The sequence below is a fragment of the Pseudomonas sp. NFPP12 genome (genome assembly GCF_900103205.1).
GTDB classification, from domain to species: Bacteria; Pseudomonadota; Gammaproteobacteria; order Pseudomonadales; family Pseudomonadaceae; genus Aquipseudomonas; species Aquipseudomonas protegens.
The window spans coordinates 694,019-715,046 of sequence record NZ_FMWW01000001.1 but is presented as its reverse complement, the minus strand read 5'-3'; the positions used below and the strand labels follow the sequence as shown (position 1 = coordinate 715,046).

Here is a 21,028-nt window from a genome sequence, read left to right as displayed (position 1 = left end):
TTATTCTTCGGTCAGTGCAGAACCTGCCCGGTCGAGCAGTGGCTTGAACAGGTAGTTGAGCAGGGAACGCTCGCCAGTGCGCACGAACATTTCCGCCGGCATGCCGGGCTTGATCACCAGGCCGTTGAGCTTCTCCATGGCCTGGTCGCTGACACTGCTGCGCAGCACGTAGTAGGGCATGCCGGTTTTCTCGTCGAGCATCTGGTCGGCGGAAATCAGGCTGACTTCGCCCGGCACTCGTGGCGTGCGGCTCTGGTTGAAGGCGGTGAACAGGATGTCCACCGGCAAGTGGGTGCCGACCTTGTCCACCAGGTTCACCGGCAGCCGCCCTTCCACCTCCAGGTGAGTGCCCTGGGGCACGATTTCCAGCAGGGTCTCGCCCTGGCGCACCACCGCGCCCTCGGTGTGCACCCCGAGGTTGACCGCGATGCCGTCGGCGGTGGCGATGATCTCGCTGTGCTGCAGGTCGAAACCGGCAGAGGTCAGTTGCTGCTCCAGGGTCTGGGTCTTGAGCTGGGCTTCGGCCAACTGGCTGCGCACCTCTTTCTGGTACTCCTCGCTGTGCTGTTGCAGCTTGAGCCGGGATTCGAGGATGCCCTGCTCCACTCGCCCGCTTTCCCCGGTGTTCTGCGCCAGTTCCTGCTGCACCTGGGACAGTTGGCGCTGATATTCCAGCAGGCGGTTGCGCGGGATGTAGCCGTTGTCCGCCAAAGGTTGCAGGTTGCTCAGTTGCTGGCGCAGGGATTCGGCCTGGCTACCGAGGTCGGTGCGGGCCCGGCGCATGCCGGCCAGTTGCGCGGTGGCGCCTTCGATATTGGCACGGATGCCCGCCTGCTCCCGGGAGAATGCCTCGCGCCGGCTGCTGAACAACTGGCGCTGGCCCTCCAGCACCAGGGCCAGGCGCGGATCGTCGCTGTCGCTCAGGGGCGCGGGGAAATCCACCTGCTTGAGGTTGTCGCGCTCGCTGCGCCAGCGCGCCAGGCTGGCCATGGCCATGCGGTACTGGGCTTGCAGCGATTGCACGTCCGCCGCCACCTGGGTCTGGTCCAGGCGAAACAGCGGCTGGCCCTGCTTCACGCTTTCGCCCTCGCGCACCAGGATCCGGCTGACCACCCCGCTGCTCATGGACTGCACCGCCTTGCGCTTGCCGGACACCACCACCGTGCCTTGCACCGGAATGCCCTGGTCCAGGGGCGCCAGTGCCGCCCAGACGAAGAAACTGCCCGCCCCCACCAGGGCCAGGATCCAGCCCATGCGGGCGAAAAAGCCCGCGTCACGCTCGACCCGTTCCGGCGCGTAACCCTCTTCGATCATCATGTTGCTGTCCTTGCTCATGCGCCTGAATTCCGTGTCGGAGCCTGGTATTGCCGGCTCATGCTGAGGCCGCCGGGTGCCGCTGCAACGGGCTTGGGCGCCTCCTGGGCCTGGGCTTGCTGGCCGCCGGCCAGGGCCTTGAGCACTTCCTGGCTCGGGCCGAAGGCCTGCAAGCGGCCTTCGTTGAGTACCAGCAGTTTGTCGGCCAGGGCCAGCACCGAGGAACGGTGGGTCACCAGCACCACGCTGGTGCCCCGGGCCTTGAGCTGGGCAATGGCCGCCGCCAGGGCACTTTCGCCTACGGTATCGAGGTTGGAATTGGGTTCGTCCAGCACCACCAGGCTCGGGCTGCCATACAGCGCCCGGGCCAGGGCCACCCGCTGCTTCTGGCCACCGGACAGGCCGCTGCCGTCATCGCCGAGCACGGTGTCGTAGCCCTGGGGCAGGCGCAGGATCAGCTCATGCACCCCGGCCATCTGCGCAGCCTGGACCACCTGCTCCGGGTCGGCCTGGCGAAAGCGTGCGATGTTCTCGGCGATGCTGCCGGTAAACAGCTCGATATCCTGGGGCAGATAGCCGATGTAGGGCCCCAGTTCGTCGCGGTTCCAGCGATGGATATCGGCCCCGTCCAGGCGCACGGTGCCGCCCAGGGTCGGCCATACGCCCACCAGTACCCGGGCCAGGGTCGACTTGCCGGAACCGGAGGCCCCCAGCACGCCAAGCACTTCGCCGGCATTGATGCTGAAGTTCACCTGTTGCAGGGTCGCCATCCGCCGTCCGGGCGGGCCGGCGCTGACCTGCTCGAAGCTCACCTGGCCCTTGGGCGCCGGCAAGGACATCGCCGTATCGCTGGGCGGGAACTCGCGCAGCAGTGCATCCAGGCGGCCGTAGGCCAGCTTGGCCGAACTCCATTGTTTCCACACCGCGATCAACTGGTCGATGGGGCTCAGCACCCGGCCCATGAGGATCGAACCGGCAATCATCATCCCGGCGGTCATGTCGCCCTTGATCACCAGCAAGGCACCCAGGCCCAGCACCAGGGATTGCAGGCACAGACGCAAGGTCTTGCTCAGGGAGCTGATCACCGAGCCGGTATCGCTGGCCTGGTTCTGCAGGCCGAGGAAGCGCGAGTGCACGGCGAACCAGCGTTTGCGCAAGGCGCCAAGCATGCCCATGGCCTGGATGGTTTCGGCGTTGTGCAGGTGGCTGGTGGCCAGCTGGGTGGAACGCTGCGAAAAACCGCTGGCCTCGGCCAGGTCCTTCTTGGTCATGGCTTCGTTGAGGTACGCCAGGGCAATCAGCAACAACGCGCCTACAGTGGCGAACACTCCGAGCCAGACGTTGAAGGCGTAGATCACCAGCAGGTAGATGGGGAACCAGGGTGCATCGAAGAAGGCGAACAGTGCCGGCCCGGTGAGGAACTGGCGAATATGGGTCAAATCCCCCAGGGACTGCCCCGCATGGCCTTCGCCCCGGGACAGGTTGCGCTCGAACGCAGCCTGGTAGACCCGCAGGTTGAAGCGGCGCTCCAACTGGCTGCCGATGCGGATCACGATAAAGCTGCGCAGCACTTCCAGAAGACCGATAAAGACGAAGAAGCCCACCACCATCAACGACAGCATCACCAGGGTGGTTTCATTCTGCGACGACAGTACCCGGTCGTAGACCTGCAACATATAGATGGAAGGCACCAGCATCAGCACGTTAATCAACGCAGTGAAACAACCGACACTGATGAGGATGCCCTTATATTCGCCCAGTGCCTTGAACAGTGGTGCAGGATGATTGTTCTTCACCATTTCTAACATTTTCCCTGAGCTGTTAATCCGCGCCCGCTAGCGTGGAACCAATGTAGCCTACAACTAACAACCCGCACTACTTAGTTGCTGAATCCTGCGGACACGAATAATTCGGACAGCTGTATCCAACAGCAGCCCGAACATGTTCCTGCCGGCCAAGAGAGTGGCGATATAATGGCCGTCGTTTATTAGACGAACACACTCATCGCTTAATTAGCGGCGCGTTGTAACACAATCAGACCGTCGGCTTTCAGGCGGGCTTCGTAGAGGCCCTCTTTCTGGCGACTGAAGAAAATGATTTTCGAGCCTTCGCGGCCGGTAATGGCAATGCCATCGGGCTCCGGGAACCAGCCCACCGCGGCTTCCCCGAGCCATTTCGACAGGCAGTCGGCGCCGTCGCCCAGGGCGGCGTTGTGCAACAGGTCCAGGGTGCAACCTTCAGCGGGTGCGGCTGCCTGTTGCAGCTGCCAATGTCCAACCAGTTCCGAGGGGTCCGCCAAGCGCAGGCTGCTTGCCATGGTGATTGCTCCATAAAAGATCATCAGTGTCGCCAGCAGCCATCGGGCCGCCCGGCAACAGGAAATATGCAGGGTCATAGGGTGCTCCGTTCGCCCGGTAGACTCGCTCAGGCCAGGGCCCAAAGCAAGAACGCAGAGCCGCTCGACTGCGCGGCCCTGTGCTCATTTCACTCAGGCGACGATGTCGCTGACCGCTGCCTGGCCCACGGTGCTGACCAGGAAGTCCGCCACGCCATGCCCGGAGAAGTCCACGGACAAGGTGCTCACGCCCCCGGAGGTGGTGAGGATCGCGTCACCCGCCGCGCCGGTGAAGGCGTTGACGAAGTGCAGGCCGGCGCCCTTGGTGATCCCGGTCAGATCGATCTTGTCCAGGCCGCTGACAAAATCCATGATCTGGTCGGCCGCACCCGGCTTGGAGTCGGTGCTGGCGGCGAACACGAAGGTGTCCGAGCCCGAGCCGCCCCACAGCTGATCTGCACCGCCGGCGCCGTAGATGATGTCGTTGCCGGCACCACCCTTGAGCACGTTGGCGGCGTTGTTGCCGATCAACAGGTCGTTGCCCGAACCGCCGATGGCGTTCTCCACGGTCACGCCCTGAGCGATGGAAACGTTACCCACCATGCCGCCAACGTCGGAGAACGAGGCTTCATTGAGGTTGATCTTCTGGTTCTGGGTGAAACCGGAGAAGTCCAGGGTATCGTTGCCGCCACCGTCCCACACCGAGAACACCAGCTTGTCGGAAGACGAGCTGGCGCTGTAGAAATCACGCCCGGTGTTGGAGTTGAAGCCGTAGGTGGTATCGCCGGCACGGGTGCTGTAGTTGGCACCGTAGAGTTTCTGGATAGCCGCGATATCGTCCATCAGCGGGCCGGACGAATAGGCTTCGACCCCGCCCTTACTGAAGTTCTGGCTGGTATTGCTTTCACTCCAGTAGCTCATGACGCTGTAGCCACGGGTGTCCTGGCCGTAGCTGGCGTCCTTGTAGCTGGGGTTGCCTTCGCCGGCGTTGTAGTCGCCAGGGTGAGCCAGGCCCAGGGTGTGACCGATCTCATGGGTCAGGGTCTGACGGCCATAGTTGTTCAGGTCGGGGTTCTTGTTCTGGGTGTAGCTGCTGTTGATCAGGTACCACGAGGTGCCGTCGTAGCCGGCGCCGGTACCTGGCAGGTAGGCAAATGCCGCCGCGCCATCCTGGCCACCGCTGTAGTTGCCGAAGGTCATGTGGGCGTCGCCACCCGAGGCTTTCTCGGTAAACACGACGTTGGCCACGTCTGCCCAGGACTGCATGGCCAGGACTGCCTGGGCCTTCTGCTGGGCGCTGAACTGGCTGAACCCGGAGATGCCATGCTTGTACATGGTGCTCGAGGAAGCCGAGGTCAGGAAGGTATAGGTCAGATCGATCTTGCCGTTACCGTTCAGGTCCTTGTAGGCAGCGCCGTCACGCAGCAGTTGCGTGGCGGCCTGGTCGACCGAGAACGAAGGTTTGCCATTGACCGTGAGATTGCCGCCACGATCGTATTGGTGGCTGAAGCTATTGATCTGGTTATACGCCGAACTTGCTGCGGCCAAAGGCACCAGTTGTTGTTCGGCAGATGCAATAGCGTTCTCTGTTACTTTCGACATAAACACACTTCCTTGTAATCAATGGAACAGTTTTTGTCAGATAGCGACAATCCCTGGCGAGATCGTCCTATCACTCGCCCTAAGCAGGCGCAAGAAAACTGACACAATTTGAAATCAGGCGTCCACTACTTTTTTGACGTCAAATCTCACTGTTCCAGCGAACTCCAGCAAACAATGACTGTACAGTCGAAAGATTCTTTTCCAACTGATTAACGGCAGTCATTGTCCGACAATCTACAATTTAATTATTAAATATCCATATAAACAGTTATGTCGACCGCGTCGCACTTCTTAGTCCGTTAACTTCTGTTCCAACCAGTTAGTTCCAATGTTTCCAGCAACACTTGCGCAGTCAGGGCCGGCACTTGCACGCCGTCGGCGCTGGTCATGGGCACCCCCGCCAGCAGGGCGTTGATGATGGCTTCCTCCACCGCTTCGGCGGCTGCGCTGAACAAGGGCGAGATGTGATCGTTGTTGAGCATCGCCAGCGGCGTGCTGAAACCCAGGCCCTTGCGCCCGTAGTCCGCCGTCGGCAAGTCCCGGTTTCCCGTGGCAAAGGCCAGGAAGATATCGCCGCTGGAATCCTCGGTGCCTCCGCCGGTGCGGGCGATGCCGATGGATGCGCGCTGGGCCAGGCGCTGGCACTGGTGCGGCAACAGCGGCGCATCGGTGGCCAGTATCACCACGATCGAGCCCATGCCCGGGGTCCCGCGCTCGGCAAACGGCGAAGGGATGTGCCCCAGCCGGCGCCCCACTGGATAGCCATCGACCCGCAGTTCCTCGCGCTTGCCGTGGTTGGCCTGGACCAGGGCGCCGACGGTGTAGCCGCCCTGCTCGGCCGTCAGCCGCCGCGACGCCGTACCGATGCCGCCCTTGAACTCATGGCAGATCATCCCGGTGCCGCCGCCGACCGCGCCCTCGGCCACCGGCCCGGACTCGGCGCAGGCCATCGCTTCGCGCACCTGCTGCACACCCACATGCTGGCCCCAGATGTCATTCAACAGGCCGTCGTAGGTTTCCATTACCACTGGCATGCACCAGTACACCGCCGGGTCTTGCAACGCCTCGCGCTCCAGGGCGATCAAGGCATCGCGCACCACGCCCACACTGTGGGTGTTGGTGATCGCCAGCGGCGTGGTCAGGGTGCCGGCCTCGCGAATCCACTCCAGGCCCGTGGCATCGCCATTGCCGTTGAGCACATGGCAACCGGCAAAGCACGGCTGCTGGCGGGCGTGCCCGGCCCGGGGCTGGACCAGGGTAACCCCAGTGCGCACCTGCTTGCCGTCCACGCTGGCATTCAAGGTGCTGTGGCCGACCCGCACCCCGGGAACATCGGTGATCGCATTGAACGGGCCTGGCGTCCCCAGGCCCAGGCGGATGCCCAATTGACGTGCTCGCATAACCACTCCTTACAGTTTCTGAAACGCCGGGCTGTACCGGCCGTTGGTGCCATAGAGGATCACCGACAGCGCCAGCAGCCCGATGATGACCATGATGTCCCGCAGGGACGCTTCGAGGAACAGATTGACCAGCAGGTAACCCGCGCCGAGCACCGCCAGCAAGGCCGGCAGCGGCCACAGCGGCATGCGGTAGGGATGCTCGCGGTCGCGCAGCAGTACCCGGCTCATCAGCGCGCTGAGGGCGACGATCAGGTACACCAGCATGATCAGCAGCACGCTGAAGGACGTCAGGTCCGCCAGGTTCGAGCTGAAGCTCAGCACCGCCGAGGGAATGGCCAGGAACAGGGTCGCCAGCCAGGGTGAATCCCAGCGCGGGTGAATGCGGGTGAACAGGCGATTGATAGTGGGCGTCCACAGCGCATCGCGGCCACTGCTGAACACCACCCGACCGATCTGGATGACGATGGCGACAATGGCATTGAACACCGAAAGGAAAATCCCGCCGCTGACCACCCGGGCCAGGGTCTCGTTGCCATGGCTGGTGAGCAGGTAACCGATGGGGTCGGGGCTGGCGAGCATCGCGCTCAAGGACGGCGCGCCGATCAGCAGCGCGGTGAGCGGCACCAGTTCGATGATCACCACCAGCACCAGGGACCACAGCACCGCCTTGTGCACCCCGCGGCCCTTGCATTTCATGTCTTCGGCCAGCAGCACCGCCGGGCCGTAGCCGTTGTAGGAAAACAGGCCGATGCCCACCGCGCCGATCACCAGTGCCCAGGGCGCCAGTTGCAAGGCGCCGTGATCGACGATCTGCGGTTGCAGCAGAATGCTCACCGGCTGCGAGGCATTGCCGAAGCCGAGCCAGACGATCACCAGCAAGGCCGCCACTTCCAGCAGCAGGCACGTGCCGGTGATCCAGGCATTGAGCTTGATATTGAGGATGCCCAGCAGGTAACTGCAGACCACGATAACCAGGGCCACGGTCTGGGAATCGAAGTTCGTGCCCAGGGCGTTGTTCAGGTAGGTGGCGGCACCAGTGGCCAGCACCGGCGGAATGAACAGCAGCATCACCAGCACCGTGAGGAAGGTGGCATAACCGGCCATGCCGCCGAACACTCGCTTGGCGTATACATACTCACCGCCGGCGCTGTTGTGGGCGCGGCCCAGCTCGGCGTAGCAAAAGGCGAACATCAGGGCCAGCAACCCGGCCATGACGAAGGCCAGGAACACCCCGCTACCGGCCTGATGGATGGCGAAGGGGGCGATCACGAACACTGAACTGGCGGGGGTCACACCGGACACGGTGATGGCCACCACATCGAACACACTCAAGGTAGGTTTCAGCGCACCGTCGGGCGCAGAGGGAGAGCTCATATCGTTATCCTCGTGTTTATTGTTGGTCTGAGGCAGAAACGAAATTCATCGGGCGGGTGCGTTCTGGGGCGCACTTGCTGGGAGCTACTCTAGGCAGATGCAGACCATCACCCAATTCCCCTATTGGAGTACTCCCCTTGACGACGGCGGTTAAATCGACGAAACCGGGCCACGACATTTCAGCGGATCAACGGAGCAAAAGCTTTGAGTGACCTGTTCAGGGAAGTGGGCCTGCATGCCGGCTTGGGCCGCACCCTCACATTGATCGGCAATCCACGCTTCTGGAAACAGCTGATCCTGCTGCTGCACCAGGCTACGCCGTTTGACAACGCCCTGGCGATCTTCTACCCGCTGGACGGCCCGCCCCGGGCCCTGGAGGAATATGACGCCGAACCCAGCAGCAAGCCGGCGTCCATGCTCACCTACCTCAACGGCCTGTACCTGCTGGACCCCTTCTTCCAGGCCTGTCGCGAAGGCTACCCCAGCGGCCTGTACCGCCTGGAAGAAGTGGCCCCGGACCATTTCCGCCAGAGCGAATACTTTCTCAGCTACTTCCACGACAACGTCCTGGAAGACGAAGTGCAGTTGATTCTGCAACTGCCCGAGGCCGGCACCCTGTCGCTTTCCCTGGGCAGCCAGCGCGTCTTCAGCCACGACGAGATCGGCCTGCTCACCACCTTTTCAGCCTGGGTACTGCCGCTGATGGAGCAGCACTGGCAACACAGCCAGGCCCGCCCCCAAGGCCCCGCGCCCCAGGAAATGGCCAGCCAGATCCGCGACGCCTTGAGCCATTTCGGCAGCGCCGTACTTTCGGAGCGGGAGCTGGAGATAGCCCGCCTGATCCTCCGGGGGTTTTCTTCAAAGGCCATGGCGGAACGGCTGAAGATCTCGCCGGACACCATCAAGGTCCACCGCCGCCACCTCTACGCCAAGCTGGATATCTCCAGCCAGCCGGAGCTGTTCTCGCTGTTTATCCAATCCCTGGGGCACGACCTGGAAAATCCGTGATTGCCGGTCTGCCAACGGCTATCTGCTATCTGCTATCTGCTATCGGTAGGAGCTGGCTTGCCAGCGAAGGCGCCCTCAAGTTCGACGCATGCCTTACGGCCTTCTTCGCCGGCAAGCCGGCTCCTACAGGCGAAGGCGCATTCAAGAGTGACGCATGCCTTGCGGTGCGGCCGCCGGCAACGACGGCGGCCGCAAGGGCCATGCCGTCAGGCGTTCAGGGACCGGGCGCGGAAATCCCGGGGCGATTGTTCGAAATGCTTCTTGAAGGTGCGGCTGAAATGCGCCGAATCGGTGAAGCCCCATTTGAAGGCAATGTCGGTGATGGATTCGTTGCGCAGGTGCGGATTGCTCAGGTCCGCGGCGCTGCGCTTGAGCCGCGAGCGCTGGATGAAGCGGCAAACGCTGTCCCCCTGCTCCTCGAACAGCCGGTACAGCTGGCGCACCGAGATATTCAGCTGGCCGGCCAGTGATACCGGAGTCAGGCCCGGCTCATTGAGGGACTGGCTGATCAATTGCCGCGCCTGATCACGCAGGCATCCGCCATGCAGGCCCTCGTCAAAGCCATCCAGGCTGTTGACGGTCTGGCGCAAGGTCGGACCGAGCAGGGCAATCAGGGCTTCCTGCAAGGCCTGCCCTTCCTGCTGGGCCGCACAACCCTGCAATTCGCCGGCGCAGATCTGCTCCACCAGCAAACGCATCAGGCGCCCGCTGGCGCAATTTTGCGACAGCTTGCCGAACTTGCGCTGCTGGGCCGGCAGGTGGCGATAGACCTCCTCCCGGCACAGATGGAACGAAGCATGCTCGATCAGGCCATGGGGCACGATCTCGCAGGCTCCGGCGGAGTCCAGCAGCGCCATGTCCCCCGGGGCCAGTTCGACACTTTCGCCGCCCTGGCTCAAGCGCGCATGGCCGCTGCGCTGGATGATGAGGAAGCAATGGCGATCGTCCTCATGATCGACCTTGGTGCTCTGGCGGGAGATCAGCCCGGCGTTGGTGCGGATCTGCGCCACCTCCAGCCCGGCGTAATCCTGCATGCCCACTTCACCAATGAACAAGGCGGGATTGCGCGCCGGACGGGCATCGAATCGACCGCAGACGCCCTGCAGGGCGCCCACCCAGGAACTGAAACTATGCGAAGCAAGCACTGTGCACCTCCAGAAGCCGGTTCCAACCGCCTTTGTTGTTATGGCGATATCATTAACATGTTATCTATTTGCCAGGCAAGGCGCCTGACAGCATGGATAGTCTGTTATGGCTTAAGCAGGCTGTATGCCAGCGCTTACGGTTATGTCCCTCAGAAATCTCGCAGTAGCTTGTACAACTCAGTGAAGCTGCCCAGTAGCGCCGCCCGCTGTTCAGCGCTCAAGCGGATATAGCGGCGGAACCCGGGCAGGCGGTTGACCACTTCGCTGGCGCCGAAATGCTCCAGGTGCACCTGCCAGCCCTGGGCATCGCGCCGCAATTCCAGGTGTTTGAAATCCAGGGGCAACAGGTGCTCCAGCAAGCGCTGGTCACTGCACAGGCGCTGTAGCAGCGGCGCCCATTCAGCGTCCTCCCCCGTGAGCAGCCGAGCCGCGACCCCCTGACGGCGGATCGCGCCAGTGTGACGCAGACGGATCCGCGCCTGCCGGGCCGTGTCGCAGGGCACCGGCAGGCGCCACTCACAGGCCACGATGTGCATCAGGAACTGCGCCTGGGCGCGCTCTTGCACCTCGAACCTCAAACCGTTTTGCGGGCAATGAAAACCGCCCTGCACCTGGCTCTGTGGAGTGAAATCGAGCCCCGCCAGATCCCGACGCAACTGCCCCAGGGTCAGCCCCGGGCGATAGCCCGATGGCGCGCGGTTCCACAGTTCAAAGAGGTTTTGCCGCCAGCTTGAAAGATTCATCAGGCACGCTCTCCTGTGGGTTATGGGCGGTATCCGGGTCCAGGCCCAGCGCCTGTTCCAGCACCTCCTCCACCGGCACCGGGCGAAACGGATTGACCTTCTGCACCAGCAGGGTCCAGACCAGCGCATAGATCGCGGTCAGGCCCAGCATGCTGCCGAAAGGCACATAGATGTCCCGCGGATTCATGCCCGGCGGCGTGATGAACCACATCCCCAGCAGGATGCCCACCGAAGACAGGATCTGCGGCAGCGGAAACCACGGCGACTTGTAGGCCCGGGGCAGGTCCGGCCGGCGAATGCGCAGCATCACCACTGACAAGGTGACCAGCAGATAGGCAGTGCTCCAGGCACAGACCGCCGCCAGCACCAGGTGCATGATGCTGTCGGTGCTGCCCCCCAGCCACCAGGCATGCAGGCAGGGAATCAGCACGGCTACGGCAATGCACAGCAACGGCGTCTTGAAGCGCGGGTGCAGGTAAGTGAAGACCTTCGGCAACGCTCCATCCAGAGCCATGCCGTAAAGGATTCGCGGCAAGCCGGCCATCAGCGTGTTGATGGTGGCGGCGCCGGCGAACAGCAGGCCGATGCCCAGCCAGATACGGCCGAAGGGCCCCATGATCTGCTCGGCAAAATGCGGAATGGCCATGGGCGTATCCAGCAGGTGCACGCTGCCATCCTCGCTCAGGGCGATGTTTTCCACCTGGCGCTTCATCGCCGCGCCATAGATGAACATGCACACCGCTACCCCCACCAGTCCCAGGGCCATGGCCCGGGGAATGGTCCGGGCGGCCTTGCGCACATCCGGCGTCAGGGGCGTGACGAATTCACAGCCGACGAACATGAACATGGCCATGCCCACCAGGGACAGGATGGTCGGCAGGTCGGTACCCACCATCGAGGCGCCGAACCAGCCATCGAGCTGCACCGCCGGGGCCTTGAGCACCCCGAGCACGCCAAAGATGATCAGGGTGGTCCACATGCCGAAGGTCAGGATCACCTCGGCACGGCTGAAGGCGGTGATGCCCACGGCGTTCAGCGCACCGAAGAACAGCACCAGCCCCACCCCCACCAGCCAGGCACTGCCGCTCTGCTCCAGCAGGGTGTTGAGGGACTCGAAGTTAACCAGGGCCATGACTCCACTGAGAATGGTCTCCGCGGTGCCGGCGAACACGTGCACGATCAGGTAGGCGGACAAGGTCCCGGTGATGGCGAAAAAACGCCCCAGGCCACAGGCCAGGTAGTCATAGACCGAACCGTTGGTGGGCAGCAGGCAGGCCGCTTCGGCGAAGGTGGTCGATTGCGCCAGCATCATCACCAGGGCGATCACCATCGCCATGGCAAAGGCGCCACCGCCGATACCAAAGCCCGTGGTGGCCGTGAGGATCACCGGGCTGGCCATGATCAAGCCCACGGCACTGGCCAGGGCCGTGGGAAAGCCGACTACACCTTGATCCAGGTGGCGACTGAGTCTGTCGTTGAGCGACATGGTGGTAAACCTCGAAAGCATGGGTTGATGATTGTTGTTCTAGGCATTTCAAGGGCACGCCTGATGGCGGAGTGCTTGGCTGTCTGACGCAGCTGTCTTCATGTTCACACCCTGTAGGAACTGGCTCGCCACGAAGGCGTCGGCAAGATCACCGCCCAATCCAGGGGCCTCTTCGTCGGCCAGCCGGCTCCTACAGTAAACCGGTTGGCCCTGCCCCCGCAGGGGCCGGCTGGCCGGCGAAGGCGTTCGGCTCAATAAGCGATGCAAACCGACTTGTTCTCGGTGTAGGCCTCGATGGCCGCATGGCCCATCTCGCGACCGATGCCCGACTGCTTGTAGCCACCGAAGGGCATCGACGGGTCCAGCATGTTGTGTGTGTTGACCCAGACAGTGCCGGCCTTGATCTGCGGAATCAGCTGCATGACCCGCCCCAGGTCGTTGGACCAGATGCTCGCCCCCAGCCCGTACTGGTTGTCATTGGCCAGGCCCACCACTTCGTCCAGGGTGTCGAACGGCGTGGCCACCACCACCGGACCGAAGATCTCCTCGCGCACCAGTTGCTGGTCGGCGTGCACATCGGCCACCACCGTCGGGCGCACATAGAAGCCCCGCTCGCCATGGGCGACACCGCCACAGAGCAGCCGGGCGCCCTCTTCGACTCCGCGTTGGACCATCTGCAGCACGCGCTTCTGCTGCTTGGCGGAAATCAGCGGATTGATCTGTGCCTGCTCGTCCAGCCCCGGCCCGATGCTCAGGGACCCGGCAATGGCCACCAGGCGCTCCAGCACCTCGTTATAGATGCGGCGCTGGATATACAGCCGCGAACCCGCCGTGCACACCTGCCCCTGGTTGAAGAAGATCGCCCCGGCGGCGCCGGCGGCGGCGGTCTGCGGGTCGCAGTCGTCAAGCACGATCACCGGCGATTTGCCGCCCAGCTCCAGGGAAAAACGGGTCATGTTGTCCACCGCGGCATGGCCGATCAGCTTGCCCACCTGGGTCGAGCCGGTGAACGCCAGCTTGTCGATTCCCGAATGCGCGGCCAGGGCCGCGCCGGCCTGGGCGCCACTGCCGGTGACCACGTTGACCACCCCGGGGGCGATCCCCGCTTCCAGGCACAACTGGCCCAGGCGCAACGCGGTCAGCGGGGTTTCGTCCGCCGGCTTGAGCACCACGGTGCAGCCACAGGCCAGGGCCGGAACGATTTTCCAGATGGCCATCAGCAGCGGGAAGTTCCACGGCACTATGGCCCCCACCACGCCCACCGGCTCCGGCACGGTGTAGGCCCGGTACTGCGCCCCGGGCACTGCGGCGATGGAGACATCCAGGCTCTTGCCCTCAATCTTGGTGGCCCAGCCGGCCATGTAGCGGGTGAACTCCGCGGCCGCTCCCACCTCCAGGGCCCGGGCCAGGTGGATCGACTGGCCGTTGTTGAGGGTTTCCAGTTGCGCCAGTTCCTCGCCATTGGCCTCCAGCAGGTCCGCCAGCTTCAGCAGCAGGCGCTCGCGGTCGGCGGGGCGTTGCGCCTTCCAGCTCCCCTCGAAGGCCCGACGCGCGGCGTTCACCGCCAGGTCGATATCGGCCTGGGCAGCTGCCGCGACCTCGGCCAATTGTTCGCCACTGGCGGGGTTGTACACCGCCATCCGCGCACCGCTGAGGGCCGGCTGGCTGTGACCGTCGATCAGCAGGCCATGCTGACTGTCTATGAATGCAGCGACACGTGGGTCGATGGCAACGCTCATCTTGAATCCTCGCAGGTAGACCTAGTTCGAGATGGACTTTGAGCGCAAAGGCGCACGCCGTCTTGACCCTGGCTGCCGCGAAACTTGGCCCTGGCTGCCAGCCCCGCCAAGGCCTTCGCTGGCAAGCCAGCCCCTGCAGGTGCGCGCCATTGGCTGGCGAACAGGCCCGCAAACCCGCCACTGGCAGCCTGGGTCAAGTGCCCTGGCACACAGAGGCAAGCCAGGGGCGTATAAATGACGCACTAATATCTCCACGCTGTCCGTGCGTTATCAGGAGACTCAACGTGAGCGAACCAAGCCGTTTCTGGCACCCCATGCTGCACCCCAACGAAATGAAGCAACGCGAGCCGATCCGCATCGTCCGTGGCGACGGCTGCTATGTGTATGACGACAAGGGCCACCAGCTGGTGGATGGCGTTGCCGGGTTGTGGAACGTCAACGTCGGCCACAACCGCAAGGAAGTGAAGGCGGCGATCACCGCGCAACTTGATGAACTGGAATACTTCCAGCTGTTCGACGGGGTCAGCCATCCCCGGGCCGAAGAACTGTCGCGGGTGGTGATGAACCTGCTGGAACCCGAGGACATGCGCCGGGTGGCCTTCAGCTCCGGCGGCTCGGACGCCATCGAAAGCGCTTTGAAGCTGGCCCGCCAGTACTGGAAGCTCGAAGGCCAGGCCGACCGCACCAAGTTCATTTCCCTGCGCCAGGGTTACCACGGCACCCACTTCGGCGGCGCCTCGGTCAACGGCAACACGGTGTTCCGCCGCAACTACGAGCCGCTGCTGCCGGGCTGCTACCACATCGATACCCCCTGGCTGTACCGCAACCCCTACAGCCAGGACCCGGAAGAGCTGGGCAAGATCTGCGCCGACCTGCTGGAGCGGGAAATCCAGTTCCAGAGCCCGGACACCGTCGCCGCCTTCATCGCCGAGCCGATCCAGGGCGCTGGCGGCGTGATAGTGCCACCGGCCAACTACTGGCCGCTGATCCGCGAAGTCTGCGACAAGTACGGCGTATTGCTGATCGCCGACGAAGTGGTCACCGGCTTCGGTCGCAGCGGCTCGATGTTCGGCAGCCGCCTGTGGGGCGTCAAGCCCGACATCATGTGCCTGGCCAAGGGCATCACCTCGGGCTACATCCCCCTGGGCGCCACGGTGGTCAACCGGCGCATCGAAGAAGCCTTCGAGAAGAACGCCAGCTTCACCGGGGCCATCATGCATGGCTACACCTACTCCGGGCACCCGGTAGCCTGCGCCGCCGCTCTGGCGTGCCTGGACATCGTGGTCAAGGAGGACCTGCCGGCCAACGCCGCGAAAATGGGCGACTACATGCTCGACAAGCTGCAGCCCTTCGTCGAGCGCTTCGACACCGTCGGCGAAGTGCGCGGCAAGGGCCTGATGCTGGCCCTGGACCTGGTGGCGGACAAGACCACCCGCGAACCCATCGACCCCATGAGCGGCTACGCCAACCAGGTGGCACAGATCGCCCGGGACAACGGGGTCATGGTGCGCCCGGTGGGCACCAAGATCATTCTCTCGCCGCCCCTGGTAATCCAGCAGGCACAGGCCGATGCCATAGTCGACGCCCTGGCCGAAGGCTTGAGCAAGGCCCGCCGCTAACCCCGGCCGCAGGCTGCGATCGAGGCAATCACGATCGCAGCCTGCGGCGCTGGAGGCTTGCCAGGCACGCCCAGCAGGGTTTCCCTGTGCCAGTCCGGGTTCCGGACAGGATCAATCCACGTCCTTGCGCCCCTTTCACCGAGCCACTGCCCCAGGTGCAGCCAGGAGCCATCCGATGAACGCACCCGCGTCCCTGCCCGGCCCCCATGAACTGGGCCACCGCTGCATCGCCGCTTTCACCCGGGTAGTACCCGCCAGCCTCTGCGCCTTCTACCGCATCGATGCCCAACTGCAGGCCCGGGATTTTTCGCTGTACCGCATGCCGGAGCAGATGCACCAGGCCTACCTGCAGCACTTTCGCCACTACGACCCCCTGCAACCTCGTCACTGCGCCGCGGCGGGGCGCCCGGTGCTGTCTCTGCACATGGGCATGGCCCACCAGGGCCATCACGAGAGCGAGGTTTATCAGGGGTTCCTGCAGCGCCATGGGGTACTGGATGTGGTGGAAATCCTGGCCCGCGATGGCGAACGGCCGGTCGCCGGCCTGTCGCTGCTGCGCGACGTCGGGCTGGGGCACTTCAGCGTGGAGGAACTGGGCACCCTGCATGCCTTGCAGGGCCTGCTGGAGATTGCCGCCCTGGCGCCCTGGTCCCAGGTCGATGAGCGCCTGTCGGGCCTGACACCCCGGGAGCGGGAAATCGCCTGGTTGCTGCGCGACGGCGCAGACAACAAGACCATCGCCCGGCGCCTGGACCTGGGCCTGCCCACGGTCAAGACCCACTTGATCAACCTGTTCCGCAAGGTCGGCGCCAGTAACCGTACGGAGCTGGTCAGGGCGCTGTTCCTGTAAAGCCCGGGCACTTCAACCATAAGGTTGATGGGCAACCCGGGGCTGGCGGCCGAACATGCAGCTCTCCTTGCTGACAAGAGCCTTGCCATGAACCCGCAACCTGAATGGATCACCGTCGGAGCCCTCGCCGATGGCTTTGCCGAAGACAATCACATCCTCCCGGCGGTCGACGACCTGGCCGGTCGCCACCTGACCCTGCACTTCGACAACCGCTGGCAGATCGAACACCATTTCGCCGCCCACACCCTGCGCTGGAACAACGTCGGGGAAGCGGCCGGCGCCGAGTTGCCCTATCGCGCAACCTGCCTGCGCCCCGGCATCTACCTGGTGGACTTCCTCAAGCACGAACAGGGGCAGATCCACTCGGTGAGCCTGGTCCTGGACCTTGAGCAGCAATGCTTCAGCGCCGTCATCGGGCAGATGCCCAGCCAGGCCGAATCCAGCGTCGACCTGTTCAGCCGGGCCCTGGCCGGTGGCGAGCTGACCTCGGTCAAGGCCCAGTTTCTCCACGGCGCCATCAACACGCCGGTCACCACCAGCACGCCACGCCATGAACCCACCGATGAACTGGTGGGCCTGCGCAACCGGTACATCTACAGCGCCAGCGAGGCCTACGAGCACATCTACCTGAATGCCAACTTCTACAGCTGGCAATGCCTGCGGGGCGTCGAACAGGGGCTGGCGGATACCGACCGCTGCCACTACTACAAGATCGCCGAGCAGCTGTACCTGTTCGTCTGGCGAGAAAAGATCGTCCCGACCCTGGGCCTGGTGCTGATCGACCTCAAGGCCGGTCGCAGCGACGGCAAGATCTTCGGCTACCAGGGTGCCGACTTCAGCAGCGCCGCCAACTTTCCGGTGGGAGCCCTGGCAGAGGTGCTCAACCGTACCCGGCACCGCTGATACCCGCCCCCTGGCTCCAGGCTGCCGGCCCAGGCCAGCACCTGGGCCAGCCAGCCCTCTTCCTCACAGGACACTGCCATGACTCTGGGCCTCGATCTGCAACGCGTCGCCAGTTGCTACCAGACCGAACTGCAACTGTTTGCCGAGAAACACCCGCGCTCCGGCGCTTTCTACCAGGAAAACCTCCAGCATTGGCTGTACGGCGCGCCCTTGCACTGGATGCAGCAATGGCCCGGCTCCTACCCGATCATGGTGGCCGACGCCCAGGGCGCGACCCTCACCGATTGCGACGGTCATCACTACGTGGACTTTGCCCTGGGTGACACCGGAGCGATGTTCGGTCACGCCCAACCGGCGGTCGCCGCTGCCATCGCCGAACAGGCACTGCATGGTTCGACCCTGATGCTGCCCACGGCCGACAGCCTGTGGGTCGGCAAGGAACTGACCCGGCGCTTTGGCCTGCCCTACTGGCAGGTCACCACCTCGGCCACCGACGCCAACCGTTTTGTCCTGCGCCTGTGCCGGATGATCACCGGGCGGCAGAAGGTCCTGGTGTTCAACTGCAACTACCACGGCAGCGTCGACGAGTCCCAGGTGGAGTTCGACGCCCAGGGCCAGATGATCCCGCGGGACGGCGTGCACGCCAACGGCCTGCAGCACCAGGCCACCACGCGGCTGGTGGAGTTCAACGACCTGCCGGCCCTGGAAGCGGCCCTGGCCCATGGCGACGTGGCCGCGGTACTCACCGAACCCTTCATGACCAACGTCGGCATGGTGCCGCCAGCCCCGGGCTTTCATGATGGCCTGCGGGAGCTGACCCGGCGCTACGAGGTTCCGCTGATCATCGACGAGACCCATACCCTGTCCTGCGGCCCCGGCGGCTATTGCGGCGAGCACGGGTTGCAGCCGGACTTCTTCGTTCTCGGCAAATCCATCGCCGGTGGCATTCCCACGGCGGTCTGGGGCGCCAGCCAGGCCATGGCCGAACGGATCTGGCAGGTGCTGCCGCATTTCCAGCCGGGCCAGGCGATCAACCATTTCGGCTTCGGCGGCACTCTGGCCGGCAACGCCCTGCAGATGGCGGCCATGCGCGCCACCTTCAGCGAAGTGATGAACGAGGCCAGCTACGCCCATATGTTCCATCTCGCCGAGCGCCTGCGGGCCGGGGTCGAAGCCATCATCCACAAGCACCGCCTGCCCTGGCACGTAACCCGCATCGGCGCCCGGGTCGAATACCTGTTCATGCAGCAGCCTCCGCGCAACGGCGGCGAGGCCCATCATGCCCGCCATGGGCTGATCGAAGCCTATCTGCACCTGTACCTGCTCAATCGCGGGGTGTTGCTGACGCCGTTCCACAACATGGCGCTGCTGTGCCCGACCGCCAGCGAGGCGCAGGTCGACCTGCACAACCGCCTGCTGGACCAGTGCCTGGCCCAGGTTCTGCCAGGAGCCGCCTCATGAGCCAGGATCTGCGTGGGCGTATCGCCCTGGTCACCGGTTCCGGCCAGGGCATCGGCCGGGCCATCGCCCAACTGTTCGCCGCCCAGGGGGCCAGGGTCATGCTGGCGACCCGCAGCGCGGCATCGGGCGATGAAACCCTGCGGCTGATTCGCCAAGCCGGCGGCACCGCCGAACTGCTGCCTGTGGACCTGGGCACCCGCAATGCCGCCGAACAGGCAGTGGCGGCAACCCTGGAGGCCTTCGGCGGCCTCGACCTGCTGCTGCACAATGCCGCGATCTTTCCGATGCAGAAGCTGGCCGAACTGGAGGATGAAACCCTGGACAGCACCCTGGCGGTGAACCTGAAAAGCTGCTTCTGGCTGACTCGGGCCGCCTTGCCGGCGTTGCGTCGGTCCCAGCAGCCGAGGATCGTCATCACCTCCTCGGTCACCGGCCCGCGCACGGCGATTCCCGGGCTCGCCCACTACGCGGCGTCCAAGGCCGGGGTCAATGGTTTTATCCGCGCTGCCGCGCTGGAGCTGGCGGAATATGCAATCACGGTCAACGGCGTGGAGCCCGGGCTGATTGCCACCCAGGCCATGGACAATCTCGGCGACGCTTCGACCCTGGCTTCGAGCATTCCCCTGAAGCGCCTGGGCAGTGCCGAGGATATTGCCTGGGCCATGCTGTTCCTGGCGTCACGGCAAGCGGGCTATATCACCGGCCAGACCCTGGTGGTGGATGGCGGCGCCCTGCTCCCGGAAAACACCCAGCTATAGAAACTGCCGCCCCCCCACACCGGCACCTAAGAGGCGGACCGGCTGGCGCCCTCCATGGAGAACGATGGGCGTAGGAGCTGGCCTGCCAGCGAAGGCGGCCCCGAGCGCAACACAAGGCTTGAGGCCCTCTTCGCCGGCAAGCCGGCTCCTACGAAGGGGTCAGGTCAGCTGCCGCTGCGGATCTTGTTCCACAGGCGGGTGCGGATGCGGTCGATGTCCAGCGGCATGGCCTCCAGGGCAAACAGCTTGTCCATCATTTCCGGGCTCGGATAGACCTTGGTGTCGTTCTTGATGGCCGGGTCGATCAGGCTGTCGGCCTGCAGGTTGCCGTTGGCGTAGTGCACGTAGTTGCTCACGCCGGCCATCACTTCGGGGCGCAGCAGGTAGTTCATGAAGGCATAGCCGGCCTGTTCATCCGGGGCATCCACTGGCATGGCCACCATGTCGAACCAGATCGGCGAGCCTTCCTTGGGAATCGAGTAGCCGATCTCCACCCCGTTCTTCGCCTCCCTGGCACGGCTTTCCGCTTGCAGGATGTCGCCGGAGAATCCCACCGCCACGCAGATATTGCCGTTGGCCAGGTCGCTGGTGTACTTCGACGAGTGGAAGTAGCTGACATAAGGCCGGACCTTCATCAGCAACGCCTCGGCCTGCTTGTAGTCAGCCGGGTTCTTGCTGTGGTGCGCCAGCCCGAGGTAATTGAGAGCGGTAGGGATCAGTTCCGGGCCATTGTCGAGGATCGCCACCCCGCACTTCTGCAGCTTCTGCATGTACTCGGGCTTGAAGATCAGGTCCCAGGAATCCAGTGGGGCATCGTTGCCCAGCACTTCCTTGATCTTGGCCACGTTGTAGCCGATGCCGGTGCTGCCCCAGAGGTAGGGGAAGCCGTGCTGGTTGCCCGGGTCGTTGACCTCCAGGGCCTTGAGCAGCACCGGGTTGAGGTTCTTCCAGTTGGGCAGCTGGCTCTTGTCGAGCTTCTTCAGTGCCCCGCCCTGAATCTGCCGGGCCATGAAGTGGTTGGAAGGAAACACCACGTCATACCCGGATTTTCCGGTCATCAACTTGCCGTCCAGGGTCTCGTTGCTGTCATAGACGTCGTAGGTGAAACCAATCCCGGTTTCCTTCTGGAAGGCCTTGGTGGTGTCCGGGGCGATGTAGTCCGACCAGTTGTAGATCTTCACCGTATCGGCCTGGGCCAGGGACGTGGCCAGGAACAACGGGCTGAGCAATAGCAACGCGCAAGTCTTGCGGATCATGAGTCGATACCTGTGGCTGGTTTTGTTGTTGGCAG

The 21,028-nt window shown here is 63.9% G+C and carries 17 protein-coding genes; 6 read left to right on the top strand and 11 right to left on the bottom strand.

The window, feature by feature from the left end:
* The 6 genes from BLS75_RS03135 to BLS75_RS03110 form a co-directional block, all read right to left on the bottom strand.
* Positions 1–1,335: an HlyD family type I secretion periplasmic adaptor subunit gene (locus BLS75_RS03135; protein ID WP_015635758.1), complete on the bottom strand. Its 1,335-nt coding sequence runs from the start codon at positions 1,333–1,335 to the stop codon at positions 1–3.
* Positions 1,332–3,113 (bottom strand): type I secretion system permease/ATPase, encoded by a 1,782-nt coding sequence (locus BLS75_RS03130; RefSeq protein WP_011061492.1) that lies wholly within the window; start codon positions 3,111–3,113, stop codon positions 1,332–1,334. The genes BLS75_RS03135 and BLS75_RS03130 overlap by 4 nt, the downstream gene beginning before the upstream one ends.
* Before the next feature lie 209 nt (positions 3,114–3,322).
* The gene (locus BLS75_RS03125) at positions 3,323–3,709 is read right to left on the bottom strand and encodes an AprI/Inh family metalloprotease inhibitor (protein ID WP_011061493.1); all 387 of its coding nucleotides are present in this window, start codon (positions 3,707–3,709) and stop codon (positions 3,323–3,325) included.
* Positions 3,710–3,802: 93 nt separating this feature from the next.
* Entirely contained in the window at positions 3,803–5,251 is a 1,449-nt protein-coding gene (locus tag BLS75_RS03120) for a serralysin family metalloprotease (RefSeq protein ID WP_011061494.1), read from the bottom strand.
* A gap of 299 nt (positions 5,252–5,550) precedes the next feature.
* Positions 5,551–6,651, bottom strand: a complete 1,101-nt coding sequence (locus tag BLS75_RS03115) for a DmpA family aminopeptidase (RefSeq protein WP_072450232.1) — start codon at positions 6,649–6,651, stop codon at positions 5,551–5,553.
* 9 nt (positions 6,652–6,660) lie between these two features.
* Positions 6,661–8,025, bottom strand: a complete 1,365-nt coding sequence (locus tag BLS75_RS03110; RefSeq protein WP_011061496.1) for an APC family permease — start codon at positions 8,023–8,025, stop codon at positions 6,661–6,663.
* A 204-nt stretch (positions 8,026–8,229) separates the two neighbouring features.
* Between BLS75_RS03110 and BLS75_RS03105 the strand changes: the two genes are divergently transcribed.
* Positions 8,230–9,033, top strand: a complete 804-nt coding sequence (locus BLS75_RS03105) for a helix-turn-helix transcriptional regulator (protein ID WP_072450231.1) — start codon at positions 8,230–8,232, stop codon at positions 9,031–9,033.
* A gap of 206 nt (positions 9,034–9,239) precedes the next feature.
* Here the strand turns inward: BLS75_RS03105 and feaR are convergent, their stop codons facing one another.
* The 4 genes from feaR to BLS75_RS03085 all read right to left on the bottom strand — a co-directional run bounded on the left by feaR (position 9,240) and on the right by BLS75_RS03085 (position 14,146).
* Positions 9,240–10,178 carry a transcriptional regulator FeaR gene (feaR, locus tag BLS75_RS03100; protein WP_019095317.1) on the bottom strand — a complete coding sequence of 313 codons (939 nt, stop codon included), beginning with the start codon at positions 10,176–10,178 and terminating at the stop codon, positions 9,240–9,242.
* A gap of 149 nt (positions 10,179–10,327) precedes the next feature.
* Complete coding sequence (locus BLS75_RS03095; RefSeq protein ID WP_072450230.1) at positions 10,328–10,921, bottom strand: DUF3156 family protein; 594 nt, start codon at positions 10,919–10,921, stop codon at positions 10,328–10,330.
* Entirely contained in the window at positions 10,887–12,407 is a 1,521-nt protein-coding gene (locus BLS75_RS03090; protein WP_072450229.1) for an APC family permease, read from the bottom strand. The genes BLS75_RS03095 and BLS75_RS03090 overlap by 35 nt, the downstream gene beginning before the upstream one ends.
* Before the next feature lie 251 nt (positions 12,408–12,658).
* Complete coding sequence (locus tag BLS75_RS03085) at positions 12,659–14,146, bottom strand: aldehyde dehydrogenase family protein (RefSeq protein WP_011061501.1); 1,488 nt, start codon at positions 14,144–14,146, stop codon at positions 12,659–12,661.
* Between the two features lie 284 nt (positions 14,147–14,430).
* On the opposite strand from BLS75_RS03085, the gene BLS75_RS03080 reads away from it, so the two are divergent.
* From BLS75_RS03080 to BLS75_RS03060, 5 genes are all read left to right on the top strand, one after another.
* Positions 14,431–15,765: an aspartate aminotransferase family protein gene (locus tag BLS75_RS03080; protein WP_072450228.1), complete on the top strand. Its 1,335-nt coding sequence runs from the start codon at positions 14,431–14,433 to the stop codon at positions 15,763–15,765.
* A 175-nt stretch (positions 15,766–15,940) separates the two neighbouring features.
* On the top strand, positions 15,941–16,615 hold the full coding sequence (locus tag BLS75_RS03075) for a helix-turn-helix transcriptional regulator (RefSeq protein WP_019095321.1): 675 nt from the start codon (positions 15,941–15,943) through the stop codon (positions 16,613–16,615).
* Between the two features lie 87 nt (positions 16,616–16,702).
* Complete coding sequence (locus BLS75_RS03070; protein ID WP_072450227.1) at positions 16,703–17,518, top strand: molybdenum cofactor biosynthesis F family protein; 816 nt, start codon at positions 16,703–16,705, stop codon at positions 17,516–17,518.
* A gap of 78 nt (positions 17,519–17,596) precedes the next feature.
* Entirely contained in the window at positions 17,597–18,979 is a 1,383-nt protein-coding gene (locus BLS75_RS03065) for an aspartate aminotransferase family protein (RefSeq protein ID WP_072450226.1), read from the top strand.
* Complete coding sequence (locus BLS75_RS03060; protein ID WP_019095324.1) at positions 18,976–19,737, top strand: SDR family oxidoreductase; 762 nt, start codon at positions 18,976–18,978, stop codon at positions 19,735–19,737. Before BLS75_RS03065 ends, BLS75_RS03060 begins: the two co-directional genes overlap by 4 nt.
* Before the next feature lie 164 nt (positions 19,738–19,901).
* Here the strand turns inward: BLS75_RS03060 and BLS75_RS03055 are convergent, their stop codons facing one another.
* Positions 19,902–20,993 (bottom strand): polyamine ABC transporter substrate-binding protein, encoded by a 1,092-nt coding sequence (locus BLS75_RS03055; RefSeq protein WP_011061508.1) that lies wholly within the window; start codon positions 20,991–20,993, stop codon positions 19,902–19,904.
* Positions 20,994–21,028: the final 35 nt, after the last annotated feature.

Coding starts and splice junctions, on each gene's coding strand:
- BLS75_RS03085 (WP_011061501.1), bottom strand. CDS start 14,146: ATGAGCGTTGCCATCGACCCACGTGTCGCTGCATTCATAGACAGTCAG.
- BLS75_RS03130 (WP_011061492.1), bottom strand. CDS start 3,113: ATGGTGAAGAACAATCATCCTGCACCACTGTTCAAGGCACTGGGCGAA.
- BLS75_RS03060 (WP_019095324.1), top strand. CDS start 18,976: ATGAGCCAGGATCTGCGTGGGCGTATCGCCCTGGTCACCGGTTCCGGC.
- BLS75_RS03120 (WP_011061494.1), bottom strand. CDS start 5,251: ATGTCGAAAGTAACAGAGAACGCTATTGCATCTGCCGAACAACAACTG.
- BLS75_RS03135 (WP_015635758.1), bottom strand. CDS start 1,335: ATGAGCAAGGACAGCAACATGATGATCGAAGAGGGTTACGCGCCGGAA.
- BLS75_RS03065 (WP_072450226.1), top strand. CDS start 17,597: ATGACTCTGGGCCTCGATCTGCAACGCGTCGCCAGTTGCTACCAGACC.
- BLS75_RS03095 (WP_072450230.1), bottom strand. CDS start 10,921: ATGAATCTTTCAAGCTGGCGGCAAAACCTCTTTGAACTGTGGAACCGC.
- BLS75_RS03115 (WP_072450232.1), bottom strand. CDS start 6,651: ATGCGAGCACGTCAATTGGGCATCCGCCTGGGCCTGGGGACGCCAGGC.
- BLS75_RS03055 (WP_011061508.1), bottom strand. CDS start 20,993: ATGATCCGCAAGACTTGCGCGTTGCTATTGCTCAGCCCGTTGTTCCTG.
- BLS75_RS03110 (WP_011061496.1), bottom strand. CDS start 8,025: ATGAGCTCTCCCTCTGCGCCCGACGGTGCGCTGAAACCTACCTTGAGT.
- BLS75_RS03070 (WP_072450227.1), top strand. CDS start 16,703: ATGAACCCGCAACCTGAATGGATCACCGTCGGAGCCCTCGCCGATGGC.
- BLS75_RS03075 (WP_019095321.1), top strand. CDS start 15,941: ATGAACGCACCCGCGTCCCTGCCCGGCCCCCATGAACTGGGCCACCGC.
- BLS75_RS03125 (WP_011061493.1), bottom strand. CDS start 3,709: ATGACCCTGCATATTTCCTGTTGCCGGGCGGCCCGATGGCTGCTGGCG.
- BLS75_RS03090 (WP_072450229.1), bottom strand. CDS start 12,407: ATGTCGCTCAACGACAGACTCAGTCGCCACCTGGATCAAGGTGTAGTC.